The sequence below is a fragment of the Thermaerobacter litoralis genome (assembly GCF_054654595.1).
Window position 1 is genome coordinate 161,195 of sequence record NZ_BAAIES010000006.1, and the last position, 15,689, is coordinate 176,883.

General features: G+C 71.3%; 12 protein-coding genes. 3 read left to right on the forward strand and 9 right to left on the reverse strand.

What is annotated here, in order from left to right:
* Positions 1–42: 42 nt before the first annotated feature.
* Positions 43–198: a hypothetical protein gene (locus ACYQ02_RS04950; protein WP_460039330.1), complete on the reverse strand. Its 156-nt coding sequence runs from the start codon at positions 196–198 to the stop codon at positions 43–45.
* A gap of 198 nt (positions 199–396) precedes the next feature.
* Positions 397–1,908: a carboxylesterase/lipase family protein gene (locus ACYQ02_RS04955; RefSeq protein ID WP_460039331.1), complete on the reverse strand. Its 1,512-nt coding sequence runs from the start codon at positions 1,906–1,908 to the stop codon at positions 397–399.
* Positions 1,909–2,223: 315 nt separating this feature from the next.
* Between ACYQ02_RS04955 and ACYQ02_RS04960 the strand changes: the two genes are divergently transcribed.
* Positions 2,224–3,528 carry an ArnT family glycosyltransferase gene (locus tag ACYQ02_RS04960; protein WP_460039332.1) on the forward strand — a complete coding sequence of 435 codons (1,305 nt, stop codon included), beginning with the start codon at positions 2,224–2,226 and terminating at the stop codon, positions 3,526–3,528.
* A gap of 60 nt (positions 3,529–3,588) precedes the next feature.
* Here the strand turns inward: ACYQ02_RS04960 and ACYQ02_RS04965 are convergent, their stop codons facing one another.
* A complete protein-coding gene (locus tag ACYQ02_RS04965) occupies positions 3,589–4,740 on the reverse strand; it encodes a glycosyltransferase (RefSeq protein WP_460039333.1) in 1,152 nt (383 codons plus the stop codon).
* Positions 4,741–4,935: 195 nt separating this feature from the next.
* On the reverse strand, positions 4,936–5,304 hold the full coding sequence (locus ACYQ02_RS04970) for a winged helix-turn-helix transcriptional regulator (RefSeq protein ID WP_460039407.1): 369 nt from the start codon (positions 5,302–5,304) through the stop codon (positions 4,936–4,938).
* 202 nt (positions 5,305–5,506) lie between these two features.
* On the opposite strand from ACYQ02_RS04970, the gene ACYQ02_RS04975 reads away from it, so the two are divergent.
* Positions 5,507–6,073 (forward strand): YceI family protein, encoded by a 567-nt coding sequence (locus tag ACYQ02_RS04975; protein WP_460039334.1) that lies wholly within the window; start codon positions 5,507–5,509, stop codon positions 6,071–6,073.
* Between the two features lie 235 nt (positions 6,074–6,308).
* On the opposite strand, the gene asnB is transcribed toward ACYQ02_RS04975, so the two are convergent.
* A complete protein-coding gene (gene asnB, locus ACYQ02_RS04980) occupies positions 6,309–8,156 on the reverse strand; it encodes an asparagine synthase (glutamine-hydrolyzing) (RefSeq protein WP_460039335.1) in 1,848 nt (615 codons plus the stop codon).
* 512 nt (positions 8,157–8,668) lie between these two features.
* Here asnB and ACYQ02_RS04985 point away from each other — a divergent pair.
* Positions 8,669–10,000: an ammonium transporter gene (locus ACYQ02_RS04985; protein ID WP_460039336.1), complete on the forward strand. Its 1,332-nt coding sequence runs from the start codon at positions 8,669–8,671 to the stop codon at positions 9,998–10,000.
* 72 nt (positions 10,001–10,072) lie between these two features.
* On the opposite strand, the gene ACYQ02_RS04990 is transcribed toward ACYQ02_RS04985, so the two are convergent.
* From ACYQ02_RS04990 to ACYQ02_RS05005, 4 genes are all read right to left on the reverse strand, one after another.
* Positions 10,073–10,696, reverse strand: a complete 624-nt coding sequence (locus tag ACYQ02_RS04990) for an ANTAR domain-containing response regulator (RefSeq protein ID WP_460039337.1) — start codon at positions 10,694–10,696, stop codon at positions 10,073–10,075.
* 511 nt (positions 10,697–11,207) lie between these two features.
* Positions 11,208–12,542, reverse strand: a complete 1,335-nt coding sequence (gene glnA, locus ACYQ02_RS04995; protein ID WP_460039338.1) for a type I glutamate--ammonia ligase — start codon at positions 12,540–12,542, stop codon at positions 11,208–11,210.
* 50 nt (positions 12,543–12,592) lie between these two features.
* On the reverse strand, positions 12,593–12,901 hold the full coding sequence (locus tag ACYQ02_RS05000) for a helix-turn-helix domain-containing protein (RefSeq protein ID WP_460039408.1): 309 nt from the start codon (positions 12,899–12,901) through the stop codon (positions 12,593–12,595).
* A gap of 528 nt (positions 12,902–13,429) precedes the next feature.
* Positions 13,430–15,634 carry an APC family permease gene (locus ACYQ02_RS05005; protein WP_460039339.1) on the reverse strand — a complete coding sequence of 735 codons (2,205 nt, stop codon included), beginning with the start codon at positions 15,632–15,634 and terminating at the stop codon, positions 13,430–13,432.
* Between the last annotated feature and the right edge of the window lie 55 nt (positions 15,635–15,689).

Here is a 15,689-nt window from a genome sequence, read left to right on the forward strand (position 1 = left end):
GTTTGGGGGACTTGCCGGGCCTTGCCGCCGCGGTCGCTCGTCCTACTTGCCCCAGATCAAGAGGATCCCCGCCGCCACCGCCAGCAGGTTGGCCACGGTCTCCCCGGCCGACAGGCTGACGTTGAGCAGCGGGAGCAGCCCGATGAGCAAAAGCCAGATCCCCAGGATGAGGAAGCCGGTCTCCCTGGACAGCTTCATGGCCGGTGCCCCTTTCCGAGGACGGGACCCGTCCTCCCGAAGTGCCGCGGGTCCGGGTCCGGGACCGGAGAATGGCCTCGCCGTGGTGCCGCGGGCCCGGGCCCGCGGCACCACGCTATGCGGGGCACGGGGAAGACAGAACGGGCTTCGCCGGTCGATACCGGTCGATCAAGCCACGGCGCTGTCCAGGACAGCGCCCTACGACGCCGGCGCCGCCTCCGCCCAGAGGGCCCGCTCGTCCCGCCAGGGATCCCGCTCCACCCGCGGCTCCACGTCGAAGACCATGACGGCCCGTTCGTCCAGATCGTAACGGGGCCACGGCGGCAGGCCGTCGTGCTGGGGATCGCCGTGGCGGGCGAAGGCAATCCAGGCCCGGTGCATCGCCCGGGCGACGGCGGCCCGCTCGGGCGCGGTCCCGGTGAACCGGTCGGCCCCGGCCCGGTCCAGGTTGTCGAAGACGAAGGGAATCTCCAGAGCATGGCAGGCGCCCAGCACGCCGCCCAGCACCGGGGTCTCGAAGTCGAACCGGTAGGCCCACACCGCGCCCCCGGCCCGGACCTGGGCGTCGGCGGTGGCCAGCATGCCCCGGACGAACACGGCGTAGCTCATCAGCGGCAGGAGCCGCCGGCCCAGGGGCCCCTGCCCCCGGTCCCGGTAGGCGGCGATCAGCCGCTCCGCCGCGGGACCCACCACCGCTTCCACCTGGCGGCGCAGGGCGGCTTCGTCGTCCCCCAGCCAGGCGGGATCGGCCAGGGCGAAGAGGTTGTACTCGTCCTTGTTCACGCCGGTCAGCACGGCCACGTCCCGGGCCGCCCCCCGGGCCAGGGCGGCCATGGGGTGTTCAGGCAGCACGGTGCCGTCCACCACCGGCCCGACCGGCAGGCCCAGGCCCAGGGTCGCCAGGGCGTCGACCCAGGCCCGGGCGGGCAGGGCGTAGAGAGCCTGGCGGTCGCCGGGTTCCACCCCCGCCTGTTGCAGGACCCGGGCCGTCACCCAGGCGGCCGACTCGGGGCTGCGCACGCCCAGGGCGCCCGAGCCGCTCTGGAGGATGGCGCGCCGGAAGAGGCCGCGGGCCGCCGGCGCGGCCAGCAGCACGCCCACGCTGCCCGCCCCCGCCGACTCGCCGAAGATGGTCATCTGGTCGGGGTCCCCGCCGAAGGCGGCGATGTTCTCCCGCACCCAGCGCAGGGCGGCGATCTGGTCGAGGATCCCCAGGTTGCCCGAGCCGGCGAAGTCGGGCCCGAAGGCCTCCTCCAGGTAGAGGAAGCCCAGGGCGCCCAGGCGGTAGTTGATGGTGACGACCACCACGTCGCCGTTGCGGGCGAAGGCGGTGCCGTCGTACCAGGGGATGAACCCGGCCCCGGTGATGTAGGCGCCGCCATGGATCCACACCATCACCGGGCGCCGGCCCTCGGGCGAAGGCGACCAGATGTTGAGGTAGAGGCAGTCCTCATCCTGGGGCAAGGCGGCGCCGCCAGTCAGGTTGCTGATCAGCCGGTCGTCGGGCTGGACGGAGGCGGGGCCGAAGCGGGTGGCGTCCCGCACCCCCGGCCAGGGCTCCGGCGGTTCCGGCGGCCGGAAACGCAGGGGGCCGACGGGGGGCCGCGCGAAGGGGATGCCCTTCCAGACGCAGACGTCGCCGAGGCGCTGGCCGCGCAGGGCGCCGTACTGGGTCTCGACGATCACTTCTACAGGCTCGCGGCTGGCCATGGGTCCTCTCCCCCTTTTCTTGACCGGGCGCGGCGCGGGAGAAGGACCGGGCCCGCGCTTCGGCCCTTCCCCCGCAGACCCCCGGTGCGCAGGCGTGCACGGCGGCTGGCCCGGGCGGCCGGCGGCGCCGCCCGGCAACATCTGTCAGGCATTTCGGCAGCGGGGGCATGGGACCTTCTTGGCCGCGAGGCCGCGGGGTTCGACCGAAAAGGTGGGAACAACCGGCTCGCCCCCGGTGTCCCCCTCGGGTTAATCTGTCCCATGGGAATGCCTTTGGGATCCCTGCGAACCCTGCGTGAGGAGTCGACCCCTTTGATGGACGCCACGAAAGGATCCAAGTCCGTCGCCATCGCCTTCCTGGCGGTCACCGCCCTGGCGCTCGCGCTGCGGGTCGGCCTGGCCGTCTATCTCCAGCCCGTGCCCATCTCCGATTTCCGGGCGTACTGGAACATCGCCGTCGACCTGGCCCACGGCAAGGGGTACGTGACCGAGGCCGGCACACCCAGCGCCTACCGCCCCATCGGCTATCCCCTCTTGCTGAGCGTCGTGGTCCGCATCTTCGGCGAGGACTGGTTTTACGCCATCGTGGTGCAGGCCCTGATGGGAACGGGCATCGTCGTCGCGACCGCCTGGCTGGCGACCCGGCTGTTCGGGGCCGGCACCGGTCTGGCGGCTGGGCTTTTGACGGCCATCCTGCCGGACCACCTTCTCTGGAGCACGGTCCTGGACTCCGAGATCCCGTTCATGCTCTTCATGTTGCTGGGCGTGGGGCTCTGGGTTCCGGCCCGGGGGCCCGCCGGCTTCATCCCCTCCCCGAAACGGCTTGTCCTCAGCGGGCTCTGCCTGGGGTTCGCCGCTTTGATTCGCCCTGTGATGTTGCCGGCGGCCGGTCTGTTCTTGCTCTACGTCGCCTTGTCGACCCTGGGTGCCTGGCGAACGCCCGGCACCTGGCGCCGGATCCTGGCCGGTACGGCCGCCGTGACCCTGGGCACGGTCCTGGTCGTGGCGCCGTGGACGATCCGGAACTACGTGGCCCTCGGGGCCTTCATCCCCGTGTCCACCAACGGGGGCGTAAACCTCTGGCAGGGGAACAATCCGGCCGCCAACGGGGCCTTCTTCTGGCCCACCGATCCCGCCGAGAATCCATTGTTGACGGTCGAGAGTCAGGTCGAACGGGACCGGCTCGGCCGGCGCCTCGCCTTGCAGTGGATCCGGGAGAACCCGGGGGATTTCGTCCGCCTGGGTTTCGTGAAATGGCGGCACTTGTTGACGGACGTACGGACCGCCCCCAACTTTGCTATCCGCAAGGCGTCGCGTCCCGTGCCGCCGGCCGTCCGGGAGCACATCGTCCCGGTGCTGCGGTGGGCGCTCTACGTCCTTCTGACCTTGACGGCCCTGGGGTTGTTGGGCTGGCTGGCGCGGGGCCGGGCAGGATCCGCCGCGGAGCTAGGCCGCACGTCGCTCCCGGCCTTGTTCCTCCTCTACATGCTCGCCTTGCACTTCGTCTTCCCCGCCTGGGACCGCTTCCGCTTCCCGTTCACGCCGTTCATGGCCATCCTGGCGGGCCTTGCGCTCAGCGCACCCGTCGAGGCCATGCGGAGGCGAAGGGGCCGGGCGTAGTGGGGTACGGATGCGCAGCCCAGGTGGCCAGGGAGCCGATGTGCAGCCGGCAAGGCCCTCTCACGGGCGCGCCGGAGGGCGCGACCACCGCACCGGCTCGCCCTCCGCCGGGCGACGAGAGGAGGACGCTGCTTCCTCGCGTGGATCCGGGCGGGTCACCCCGGCCCACGTCCAGCGATTGTTCAGGGTGAAGTTCCACCAGACGGCCGCCCCGCTGGCGACCAGGTTGGCCAGCAGGTAATGCACAACGCGATGGATCAGCTCGAGGACCCCCGCGCTGATCAGGACCCCCGTGGCCGAGACGAGGAGGAAGCGGACGGCGCGCACCGGCAGGCGGCGCTCGCTGCGGGCATCCCGCCAGGTAAAGCGGTCGTTCAGCAGGAAGTTGGACATCATGGCGCACGCCGCGGCCAGCGCCCCGGCGAAGGGCACGTACAGGTGGGCCAGATTGACCAGCACCCCGTAGACGGCGAAGTTGACGACGACGCCGGAGGCGCCCACCAGGCAGTAGAGCCAGAAGCGACGATCCTCCGGCGACGAGGCGATGAGCCGCACGAGATGGACCAGATACTCCCACTGCTCCCGCCAGCCCATCTTGGACTCGCCCGCAGCCCGCGCCTTGAAGGCGTAGGGGATCTCGACCACCCGCCGGTACCGGCCCTTCACCAGCACCTCGATGAGGATCTTCCAGCCGACGGGGTTCAGCTCGACGCCTTCGATCACAGACCGGCGGAGCAGGAAGAAACCGCTGGTCGGGTCGGTGATGGGACGAACGCGGCGGAGAAGCAGCCGGGCCAACCACCGGGCGGACCAGGACACCAGCTTCCGGAACGGGCTGAGGCCGCCGTCGCTCCCGCCGGGGACGAACCGGCTGGGGACGACGACGTCCGCACCCCGCTCCGCCTCCCGGACGAGATCCATCAGCTTTTCCGGGGGATGCTGGAGGTCGGCGTCCATCACGGCCAGCAGATCGCCCCGGGCCAGGCGGAAACCGGTCACCACGGCCGTCCCCAAGCCCCGGTCGTCTTCGCGGTGGACGAACCGGACCTCCGGATACCGGGCGGCGAGCCGGGCGAGGATTTGGGGCGTGTCGTCCCGGCTGTCGTCGACGAAGACGATCTCGAAGGGAATAGACACGGCCGCCCGGATGCGCTCGACGAGACGCTCCACGTTGTCGCGCTCGTTGTAGGTCGGCACGATGATGCTCAGCATCGCTGCACCCACTTCTTCGCCGCCGGCGCGCTGGGGCGGAAACGGTCCCTGGGTGAATGACATACGAGGGAAGTATATCAGGATCTCCGGCGGGTGACGTGGTGGGCCTTGCCATGCCCGGCCCTCAACGATGCCGATGGATCCCGGGCCGCCGGCATTCTGCTGCGATGCCTGAAGGCCGCGTTGGGCGATGGATCAAGGCCGCGCGGCCGAGCCGCCGCCCGGCTCGCGGCCAGCCGGTTCGTCCGCCAAGTCCAGGTTGCCGTCGCACCACTGGTCGGCCCAGTGCTGGATGGCGGCCACCACGGGCTCCAGGGCGCGGCCCTTGTCCGTCAGCTCGTATTCGATCAGCACCGGGCGGGTATCCCGCACGCGCCGGACCAGGATGCCGGCATCTTCCAGCTCCTTGAGGCGCTCGGAGAGGATCCGGTCGCTCATCTCCGGCAGGCTCGCCTTGAAGTCGCAAAAGCGCTTCTTGCCGGTCATCAGGACGCGCAGGATCAGGCCCGTCCACTTCTTGCCGAGGATCTGCACGGCCTGCTCGTAGCGGGGGCACACTTTCACCGGATCCAAGGGCGGTGGCCACCTCCTTTCGCCGCGGGCCCGGCCGGCGACCGGGATGCCGTCACCCCCATGGTACCACGGCCGTTGACAACGGGGGAAGTGACACTATAGGATGTAGTTACTCACTAATAGTAAGTTGTGGGCGGTTTGGTTCGTTGCTTCCCATGGACGCCAGCCGCCCGAGGAACAGGAGGTCGGGATCGTGGCCGAGACCGCGACCACCGCAACGCGGTGGAACATCGACGCCTCCCACAGCACCGTGGAGTTCGCCGTGCGCCACATGATGATCTCCACGGTCAAGGGGCACTTCGGCAAGATCGAGGGCTACCTGGAGGCGCCGGACATCAACGACCTGAGCCAGGGCGCCCGCCTGGAGGTGCGCATTGACGCCTCCACCGTGGACACCCGGGAGCCCCAGCGCGACGAGCACCTGCGCTCGGCGGAGTTCTTCGACGTGGCCAACTACCCCCACATCGAGTTCCGCAGCACCCGCATCGAGAAGACCGGCGAGAACCGGTACAAGGTCACGGGCGACCTCTCCATCCGCGGCATCACCAAGGAAGTCACCTGGGACATGACCTACGAGGGCGGCGGCAAGGACCCGTGGGGTCAGGAGCGGGCCGCCTTCCACGCCGAGACCAAGGTCAACCGCAAGGACTTCGGCCTGAAGTGGAACATGCTGCTGGAGTCGGGCGGCGTGCTGGTGGGCGACGAGGTCCGGGTGTCCGTCGACGTCCAGCTGGTCAAGCAGGCGGCCAACCAGGGCTGACCCGCCGGGCGGAGTCCCGGATCGGAGTCCCGGGGCAATGTCCCGGGGTGGAGTCCCGCGGCAGAGTCCCGGGTGGAGTCCCGGTGACGGGGCCGGAAGCCGGCCCTGAGGCCGGGGCGGAAGCCGTGCGACGAGCCGGGAAAGCCGGGACAGGGAGAACGCAAGCCCGGGCGGCCGGCGAGGGGTCTCGCCGGCCGCCCGGGCTCTTTCTCTCGCCACTGCGGCGTCAACCGCGTCAAACCGCGATGCGCACCTTGTACTTCCGCAGCCACAGGTCCACCTGGGCCAGGTAGGCCAGCATCTGGGGCCGGCGCATCAGCTGGCCGAACCAGGGGATGTCGAACTCCTCCTCCGCCTCCACCAGCCGGCGCACGGCCGCCTCGTCGATCAGCGGGCGCAGCGGCGAGGCCGGATCGTCCAGGATCGAGCGCATCCAGGCCTGCATGGCGGCCAGGTAGGCCGGGTTGAAGGTCTTGGGATAGGGGCTCTTCTTCCGCCAGAGCACCTCCTCCGGCAGGACTCCCGCCAGGGCGTGGCGCAGCAGGCCCTTTTCCCGCCCGCTCATGGTCTTGAGGTCCCAGGGCACGTTCCACACATACTCCACCAGCCGGGGGTCGCAGAAGGGCACCCGGACCTCGAGCCCCACGGCCATGCTCATCCGGTCGTTGCGATCCAGCAGCACCGGCATCCACCGGGTCAGGGTCAGGTAGGCGATCTCCCGCCGCCGGGCGGCGGCCGGTTCCTCCCCGTCGAGGCGCGGCACCTCGGCCAGGGCCTGGCGGTAGCGCTCGGCCAGGTACTCCACCGGCCGCAGCTTGGCCCGCAGCTCGGGGCTGAGCACGGCCAGGCGGGTATCGACCTTCAGCGACCAGGGGAAGGTCTCGGCCCGCAGCGCGTCCTCGCGGTAGAACCAGGGATAGCCGCAGAACACCTCGTCGGCGCACTCGCCGGACAGGGCCACGGTGACGTCCTGCCGGATCGCCTGGCAGAAGAGCAACAGGGAGGCGTCGATGTCGGCCATGCCGGGCAGGTCCCGGGCGGCCATGGCCGCGGGCAGGGCTTCGACCAGGGCCGCCGTCGACAGGCGGACCACCCGGTGGCGGGTGCCCAGGGTCCGGGCCATCAGCTCAACGTAGGGCGCGTCGGCCTCCGGCTGGAAGTCGTTGGGCCGGAAGAACCGGTCGTTGCCCTCATAGTCGACGGAGAAGGTGTGCAGGGGGTCCCGCTGGCCCGCCTCGGCCCGGGCCTGCACGGCCAGCGCGGTGACGGCGCTGGAGTCGAGCCCGCCCGAGAGCAGGGAGCCCAAGGGCACGTCGGACACCAGCTGGCGCCGCACGGCGTCGGCCAGGAGGTCGCGCACCGTCGCCACCGTCTCCGCCGGGCCGTCGGTATGGGGCCGGCTCTCCAGCTGCCAGTACCGGCCCTGGCGCAGGCCGCGGCGGTCGAACACGACGAAGTGGCCGGGCAAGACCTCCCGGACGCCCCGGAAGATGCCGTGGCCCGGCGTCCGGGCGGGGCCGACGGCGAAGATCTCGGCCAGGCCTTCGGCGTCCACCACCGGTTCCACCGCCGGATGGGCCAGGAGGGCCTTGAGTTCCGACCCGAACACCAGGGTCCCGCCCCGCGCGAAGAAGAACAGCGGCTTGATGCCGAAGTGATCCCGGGCCAGGAAGAGCCGCTGGGCGCCCTCATCCCACACGGCGAAGGCGAAGATGCCGTTGAGCCTGGCCGGCGCCCGCTCGCCCCAGGCCAGGTAGGCCGCCAGCACCACCTCGGTGTCAGAGCGGGTCGTGAAGGTGTGGCCCAGGGCCGCCAGCTCCTGGCGCAGCTCGGCCGTGTTGTAGAGCTCGCCGTTGTACGTCAGGACCACGGGGCCGCCGCCCCGCTCCCGCACCATGGGCTGTGCGCCGCCGGCCGGGTCGATGACGATCAGGCGCCGGTGACCGATGGCGGCGTGGCGGGAGACCCAGTACCCGTCGTCGTCCGGGCCACGGCATGCAAGGGTGCCGGTCATGGCTTTCAGCACGGCCCCCTCCCGGGTGAGATCCCGCTCCCAGTCGATCCAGCCCGCGATACCGCACATGGGGTTTCGACCTCCTCTGGCAGGCGGCAGGCCCGGCCGGAAACCGCAGACTGGCCGGCAGGGCCCTTCCTGGGCGAGGCCGGGCAGGTGCCCATCCTGCCTGGGCCATGGTACGCGGGCTTCCCCGGGCCGTGCCTGTCCCTCCGGCCGGCCCGCCCGAGGCGTCAGCGGTCCAGGCGCGGGCACGGCAGCGGCCGGCCCGTAGGGGTGGCGCCCGGCGGCGCTCCTCCAGGCTTCTCCGACCGTCATCTTCTGGTCAGGGGATGGTCAGGGCGCGGGTCAGGGCGGGATCGTTGACGGCCCCGCAGGAGGTCCCTACCTTCGGAAGTGAGGTCGACCTGGGCGTCCCGCCGCAGGCGGGGGTGCGCGCAGGCAGGGCCGGGACAGGACAGCGGCGTCCGCCACGGGCAACGGAGCCCACCTGCAGCCGTAGCGCTGCGGGTGGGCTTTGCCTGTTGTTGCGGTCCCTGCTGCTGTGCTCGGCTTACAGCTCGTGGGAGGGAGTGAGGATCATGCCCGAGGCCGTCAGTGCCGACGCGGTGGCGGTTGCCCTCAACACGGCGTGGACGTTGTTGGCCGCCTTTCTGGTCTTTTTCATGCAGGCGGGTTTTGCACTGGTCGAAGCGGGCTTCACGCGCGCCAAGAACGCGGCCAACATCGTCCTGAAGAACCTGATGGACTTCGCCGTCGCCTCGCTGGCTTACTGGGCCGTCGGTTTCGCCCTGATGTTCGGAGCCGACGCCGCCGGGCTGGTCGGGACGACGGGCTGGTTCAGCCAGGAGGCCGGCTTCGGCCACCTCGACTTGTCGTTGCCGTTCCTGGCGTTCCTCATGTTCCAGACGGTCTTTGCCGGTACTTCGGCCACCATCGTCTCGGGCGCCATGGCCGAACGGACGAAGTTCGCCTCCTACCTGGTCTTCAGCGCGGTCATGTCCATGCTGATCTACCCGGTGGTCGGGCACTGGATCTGGGGCGGGGGATGGCTCGCCCAACTGGGCATGCTGGACTTCGCGGGCTCGACGGTGGTGCATTCCGTCGGTGCGTGGGCGGCGCTGGCCGGCCTCATCCTGCTGGGTCCCCGGTTGGGGCGCTTCGGCCCTGACGGGCGGCCCCACAAGATTCGCGGTCACAGCGTCACCCTCGCGGCCCTGGGCGTCTTCATCCTCTGGTTCGGCTGGTTCGGCTTCAACCCCGGCAGCACCCTGGCTGCCACCGATGCCAACATCGCCCGCATCGCCGTGACCACCAACCTGGGGGCGGCGGCCGGTGCCCTGGCGGCCTTGCTGGCGGCGTGGCTCAAGCAGGGCAAGCCCGACGTGGAGGCCGCCCTCAACGGCGCCCTGGGCGGGCTGGTGGCCATCACCGCCGGAACGGCCTGGGTGAGCCCTGCCAGCTCGATCGTCATCGGCGGCGTGGGCGGCCTCGCCGTCCTCGCAGGAACGGCCCTTCTGGAGCGGTGGCACGTGGACGATGCGGTCGGCGCCATCCCCGTCCATGGTGCCGCCGGCGTCTGGGGCACCCTGGCGGTCGGCCTCTTCCATGAGGAACAGGGCCTGCTCTTCGGTGGCGGCAGCCAGCTGCTGGTCGCCCAGTTCATCGGGGTGGTCGCGGTGGCCGTGTGGACCTTCGCCGCCTCCTACGTCACATTCGCCCTGATCAAGGCCACCATGGGCCTGCGGGTGACGCCCCAGGAAGAAGAGCACGGCCTCGACCTGGGCGAGCACGACACCGTGGCGTATCCCGAGTTTGTCGCCGCCGCCGCGACGGCGCAAGAGGTGGCGCCCCTGCCGAGCACACCCGTGATGGCACCGGCTCCGGCGTCCGCCCGTGGCGGCGGCGACTGAATCCAGGGGACATTCCCCACGGCCCCGCACCGGCCCGCAAGGCCACCGGCCTTGCGGGTCGGTGCGTTCTCCCTACCGCCGCCCGCGTCCGGAGCGGCGGGACCCGGTCTCGTCCAGGGCGGTGAACTCGATGATGCTCTGGGCGATCTCGCGCAAGGGCTTGCGCTGGCGCATGGCCGTGTCGCGCAGCCGCTTGTACGCCTCGGATTCCGCCAGGTCGAACCGGTCCATGAGGATGCCCTTGGCCCGTTCGATGATCTTCCGGTCCTCCAACTTCCGCATCGCTTCGTCCACCATCTGCCGGGCCTGCTGCAGTCGCCCGGCGCCGGCCATCAGCGCCCGGCAGACGGCCACCAGCTGCCACTTGGGAGCGTCGGCGGGGAGCAACGCCCAGACCGGCCAATCCTCGGAAGCCAGATGCTGCCACAATCCCTCGGGCTCCGGATCCCCAGGATCCACCATCCACAGCACGGGCCTGCCCGTCACCCGGCCCAGGGTCCGGGTGCGCTCGGCGGCGCGCTCGATGCCCGCGGGACGCATGACGAACAGGTCGGCTTGCCGGCGGGCAAGCCACTGTTCCGACGGCCACCCCACCTGCACCAGGATGGGCCACCCCGTATCCAGGAGGGCCCCGGGTAAGCGGCCCCCGGGGCCTGCGGGGTCGAAGCCGAAGACGATGACTTCCGGCTTGTTCATCCCTTGCCTCCCGCCTTCTGCCGGCTCCACCAGCGCCCCGGCCGGGGACCTCGCCCCCGAAAGGGACCGGCCGCCCTGCCGGAGCGCCATGCCCGCCCTGGTGCGACCAGGGCGGGGGCCCGCGTCTCTCTCGCCCGCGTCGCCTCCGTCCCGGCGGCGCGGGGTCCCGCTCCGCCGGGACGCCGCGCCTCCCCGCTATCATACGGCGCCGGCCGGCCGTTGAGGATGCCCCCCGGCCTGCCGGGCCCCGCCCGCCGCCCTCCGCCCATCCAGGGAACCGGGAACCGCGGGAACCCCAGCAACGTCCCCGTCCACCAGCCAAGGGACCACCGCCCGGCGCCGGTCCGCTTCGGTGCGGCCGGGCGCACAGGCGCTCCCGTGGGTGGGCCTGGAACCAATGCGGCCGGGACCGTGCTGCAGGGGCACGGTCCCGGCCGGCGCTGGCGACAGGGCCCTCCTCCCCGGCGTGGCCGGCGGAGGAAGCCGCTGGTATCAAGAACCCGTCAACCGGTCAATACTTCGCCAGATACTCCTGGAGCTCCCACGGCGAGATCTGGGTGCGGTAGACGTCCCATTCGATCTTCTTCGCCTCCAGGTAGCGGGAGGCCACGTGGCTGCCCAGCGCCTCCAGGATCAGCGGATCCTGCTCCAGGGCCTGGATGGCTTCGGCCAGCGACCCGGGCAGGCTGGCGATGCCCAGTTCGTCCCGCTCGGCCTGGGGCATGTGGTAGATGTTGCCCTCCACGGGATCGGGCGGGGTCAGGCGCCGCTTGATGCCATCCAGACCCGCCTTGAGGATCACCGCCAGCGCCAGGTACGGGTTGCAAGCCGGGTCGGGCGAGCGCAGCTCGATCCGCGTGCTGAGCCCGCGCTTGGCGGGAATGCGGATCATCGGGCTGCGGTTGCGGTAGGACCAGGCCACGTAGACCGGCGCCTCATAACCCGGCACCAGGCGCTTGTAGGAGTTGACCAGCGGGTTCGTCACCGCGGTGATGGCCCGGGCGTGCTCCACGATCCCGGCGATGTAGTGCTTGCACACGTCGCTCAGCCGGTCGGGCGTGTTGGGGTCGTAGAAGGCGTTCTCGTCACCCCGGAAGAGGGACTGGTGCAGGTGCATGCCCGAGCCGTTCTCGCCGTAGAGGGGCTTGGGCATGAAGGTGGCGTGCAGCCCGTGCTGCAGGGCGATGGTGCGCACCACGGACCGGAAGGTGGCGATGTTGTCGGCAGTGGTCACGGCGTCGGCGTACTTGAAGTCGATCTCGTGCTGCGACGGCGCCACCTCGTGGTGGGCGGCCTCGATCTCGAAGCCCATCTCCTGCAGCGTCAGGACGATCTCCGCCCGGACCTCCTCGCCCTTGTCCACCGGCGCCAGGTCGAAGTAGCCCGCGTGGTCCAGGGTCACCGGCCGGCCCTGCTCGGCCGACGGCCGCTCGAAGAGGAAGAACTCGGGCTCGGGGCCGACGTTCATCACGTAGCCCATCTCCGCGGCCTCGGCCACGACGCGCTTGAGGACGTACCGGGGGTCGCCCTCGAAGGGCGTGCCGTCCGGGTTGTAGACGTCGCAGATCAGGCGCGCGGTGCGCCGGCCCTCCCGGGTCTTCCAGGGCAGGATGACGAAGGTGGCCGGGTCCGGCCGCAGGTACATGTCCGACTCCTCGATCCGGACGAACCCCTCGATGGACGAGCCGTCGAACATCAGCTCGCCCGCCAGCGCCTTGTCGATCTGCTCCGCCGGGATCTCCACGTGCTTGACCGTGCCCAGGATGTCGGTGAACTGCAGGCTGATGGTGCCGATGTTCATGTCGCGGATGGCGGCCTGGATGTCACCAGGGGACATCTTCTTCATGCCGGTTCCTCCTCTCAGTGGTTGACCCAGCCTTGGGCCGGTCCGGGCGACTAGCGTCCGACGACGGTCCGTTGTGGCGATGCCGTACGACGATCCTTGGTGTGGACCCAACACCCCCCTTCCCCAGGGCGCTCCGCTGCGGCTCCTCCCCTGCTGCCGTCAGCGGCCAGGATGACGCGCATGGTGTGAACGTTGTGCCCCTGTTGCAGGAGCCACCGGATGCGACGCAGCTGCCGAATGTCCCTGGCCGTGAGCAGGCGTTGTCCCGAGGGACTGCGTGCAAGGCGGACCAAGCCCTTGGCCTCGTAGTACCGGATCTGCCGCTGGGTCAGTCCCGTCAGCCGCTCCGCCGCGCCCATGGTATACACGTTCCCTCACCTCCTCGAAACGACAAAGCCCCTGCAGGACGAACCTGCAGGGGCACCGTTGCCCACCGGATCGCCGCCACACCGTCGTGGCAGCCGCGTCAAGATCTGGTGCCAGTATATGAGGCGGCTGGCCCGGTGTCAATGCCTCCGGGCTCTGCCGCGGGCCGCCGCGGCCGCTTGCCGTGCCGCGAAGGCCCGTGGCCCCGGAACCGGCGCCGTGCCCCGACCGCCGCGCTGCGGCGGGACCGCCCCACCCGCGCCCCGTCCGCCCCGCCGCACCAGTTCCGCGCAACCCGCCGCGGACGGCCTGCCGTCCCAGGACCGCTGCGCCCGTTCCGCGACGGCCCGCCGCGCCCGGACCGCTCCGCCCATGCCGCGACCGCCCCACCGTGCAGGGACCGCTTCGCTGTGCCGCCACCGCGCCACCCGTGCCGGGACCGCTCCGCTGACGCCGCCCTCGCCACGGGGGCGCCGGGCCCGGCACCGGCGGCTCCCTGGGCTTTTCGCCGAGGTCCCGTCCTAGGCGTGGACGCGGCCGTTGCCGTTGCCATTGCCGACAACGTCCACGTAGAAGGGAATCAACGTGATCAGCACCCCTTCGCTGTAGACCAGCTCACGCAGGATCTGGTTGGCGGTCCCGTTGTGGAGGTAGGCGTCGAAGGGGTCGTTGGTCACGATGACGGGAACCAGCAGGTTGATCACCGTGCCGGGTTCCTCCGCCAGCCGCCGGTCCAGGTAGGCCCGCAGCGGCTCGACCAGGTTGCGGTAGGGCGACTCCAGGATCTCCAGGGGGATGCCCCCTGTCCGGTCCGGCCGCCACTCCCGGCGCAGCTGCTGGGCGTAGGCCGGGTCGACCGCCACGTGGACGGCGACCACCTCCTGGCCCAGGCGGCGGGCCACCCGGGCCACATGGCGGATCACCGGCGTCAGGGCGCCCACCGTCAGGACCACCAGCATGCGGCCGGGCCGGTCGATGCGCAGCCGCTCCACGTCCAGGGCGGCCACCCGGTCCAGGAAGCGCCGGTAGTAGTTGCGCACGGACAGGAAGTAGCCCACCAGCACCGGGATCAGCAGCACCGCCACCCAGCCGCCCAGGGCGAACTTGGTGATCACCACGACGGCCAGCACGACGGCGCAGGCGACCGCCCCCAGGCCGTTGATCGCCAGGGGCCAGAGGAGGCCCAGCCCGGGCAGGCTGGGCCGGCCGGGTCGACCCCACCGGCGCACCCGGGTCCCGTGGTCATCCCCCACCCCCGCCGTGGCCGCGGCGATTCCCCGGCCGGGGCCGGCGTCCGGGCGCTGCCCTTCGTGAACGGCAGTGGTGGGAGCCGCGGCCGTGGTGGAGACCATGGCCCGGGGCTCCCCGCCCCCCTGCCGGCCGGTCTCCCCGTGACCGGCCGGGCGCGCGATCCCGACGGCGCCGCCCAACCGAAGCGCCGCCTTCCGCCGGCTCCTCGCCGCGGCCCGTTGCTGGGCGGCCGCATCCCGGCGCGCCCGCAGCTCCCGCAGCCAGTGGACGACCATCCCCGTCTGGGACAGGGTGAAGGCGGTGAAGACGCCCACGGCGTAAAGGGGGATCAGCCGGTGGGTGCTGCCGCGGAAGAGGACCAGGAGCAGGCTCGCGGCGGCCGCCAGCAGGATGATGCCCAGGCTGTGCACCAGGGTGTCGCCCAGGTTGGCGAAGCGGCGGGAGACGTAGCCGTCCCGGGCCAGGATCGCCAGCAGGCGCGGGAAACCGGCGAAGGCCGTGTTGGCCGCCAGCAGCAGGATGACCATCGTCGCCACCACGACGGCGTAGTACACCACGCCGCCGCCGAACACGGCCCGCGCCATCTGGCTGAGGACCGTCTCCCCCTCCCGCGGCACCACGTGCAATCCGGTGGCCAGGACCATCAGCCCGGCGAAGAGGACGGCCAGCAGGGTCCGGCCGAGGGCCATCGTCCGGGCCGCGTTGCGGGCCTCGGGCTGGCGGAAGGCTTTGACCCCGTTGGCCACCGCCTCCAGTCCCGTCAGCGTAGCGGTCCCCGACGCGAACGCCCGGAGCAGGAGGAACCAGCTGACGCCGGCCCCCGCCCAGGGGAGATGGGCCAACCGCAGGCCCTGGGCCGGGTCGACCCCCGGATGCCAGGCGCCCCGGGCCAGCTGAACGAGCCCGGTGGCCACCAGCCCGCCCATCACCAGGACGAACCCGTAAACCGGAATGGCCACGGCCGTGCCCGACTCGCGGACGCCGCGCAGGTTCAGCCACATCAGGATGAGCACGGCGATCACGCCCAGGGCCGTCTCGTGACCTCGCAGGGCCGGCACGCCCGCGGCCAGCGAACCCACGCCGGCGGCCACCGACACCGCCACGGTCAGCAGGTAGTCGACCAGCAGGGCGCCGGCGGCAACGAGGCCGGCGATCTCCCCCAGGTTCTCGCGGGCGACGGTGTAGGCCCCGCCGCCGGCGGGGTAGGCGTGAATGATCTGGATGTACGACGACGAGACGATGAGGATCAGCAGCACGATGGCGGCGGCCACGGTGAGCCCGTAGGCCATGCCCGCACTGCCCGCCGCGGCGAGGACGAAGAGGATCTCCTCGGGGCCGTAGCCCACGGAGGAGAGGGCGTCGCTGAAGAACACGGCTAGCCCGGTGAGCACCGGCAGCCGCTCGAGCTGGTCCTCGTCGGTCCGCTTGGGACGCCCGAGAAGCAAGCGCTTGACGCGCCGGATCACCTCCGGCACGGGCGCACGCCCCGCCCCCCGGCGGCGACCGCTCACCGCGGGGCCAGTAGGTTTA

What these genes read in the sequence shown, in the direction of transcription:
- ACYQ02_RS05000 (WP_460039408.1), bottom strand. Translation starts at nt 12,901, where the DNA reads ATGGGCGCGGCGGAGCGGCTGACGGGACTGACCCAGCGGCAGATCCGG.
- ACYQ02_RS04950 (WP_460039330.1), bottom strand. Translation starts at nt 198, where the DNA reads ATGAAGCTGTCCAGGGAGACCGGCTTCCTCATCCTGGGGATCTGGCTT.
- ACYQ02_RS04985 (WP_460039336.1), top strand. Translation starts at nt 8,669, where the DNA reads ATGCCCGAGGCCGTCAGTGCCGACGCGGTGGCGGTTGCCCTCAACACG.
- ACYQ02_RS04965 (WP_460039333.1), bottom strand. Translation starts at nt 4,740, where the DNA reads ATGCTGAGCATCATCGTGCCGACCTACAACGAGCGCGACAACGTGGAG.
- asnB (WP_460039335.1), bottom strand. Translation starts at nt 8,156, where the DNA reads ATGTGCGGTATCGCGGGCTGGATCGACTGGGAGCGGGATCTCACCCGG.
- ACYQ02_RS04960 (WP_460039332.1), top strand. Translation starts at nt 2,224, where the DNA reads ATGGACGCCACGAAAGGATCCAAGTCCGTCGCCATCGCCTTCCTGGCG.
- glnA (WP_460039338.1), bottom strand. Translation starts at nt 12,542, where the DNA reads ATGAAGAAGATGTCCCCTGGTGACATCCAGGCCGCCATCCGCGACATG.
- ACYQ02_RS04990 (WP_460039337.1), bottom strand. Translation starts at nt 10,696, where the DNA reads ATGAACAAGCCGGAAGTCATCGTCTTCGGCTTCGACCCCGCAGGCCCC.
- ACYQ02_RS04955 (WP_460039331.1), bottom strand. Translation starts at nt 1,908, where the DNA reads ATGGCCAGCCGCGAGCCTGTAGAAGTGATCGTCGAGACCCAGTACGGC.